This is a genomic window from Photorhabdus viridis (genome assembly GCF_040256935.1).
Lineage (GTDB): Bacteria > Pseudomonadota > Gammaproteobacteria > Enterobacterales > Enterobacteriaceae > Photorhabdus > Photorhabdus viridis.
Genome location: NZ_JBEJZY010000555.1, coordinates 1 through 223 on the forward strand (window position 1 = coordinate 1; position 223 = coordinate 223).

Sequence of the window (223 nt, forward strand, 5' to 3'; positions counted from 1 at the left end):
CCACCAACATACAATTCACCTACCGTCCCCAACGGCACTGGCTGGCCGTATTTATCCAACAGATAGAGCGTTAAATCCGGGATACGCGTACCGATAGGGCTGCTTATCTGCTCCACATCATCATGATTAAGCGCCCGATAAGTCACATGAACCGTCGTCTCCGTGATACCGTACATATTCACCAACCGGGGCGACGTCTCTTCACGCAGGCGATACCACGGTC

1 protein-coding gene is annotated in these 223 nt (G+C 52.9%); it reads right to left on the bottom strand.

The annotated features are described in order from the left end of the window. Positions 1 to 223, bottom strand: a 223-nt coding sequence (locus ABR397_RS25705) for an AMP-binding protein (protein WP_350307950.1), incomplete at both ends; no start/stop codon positions are given.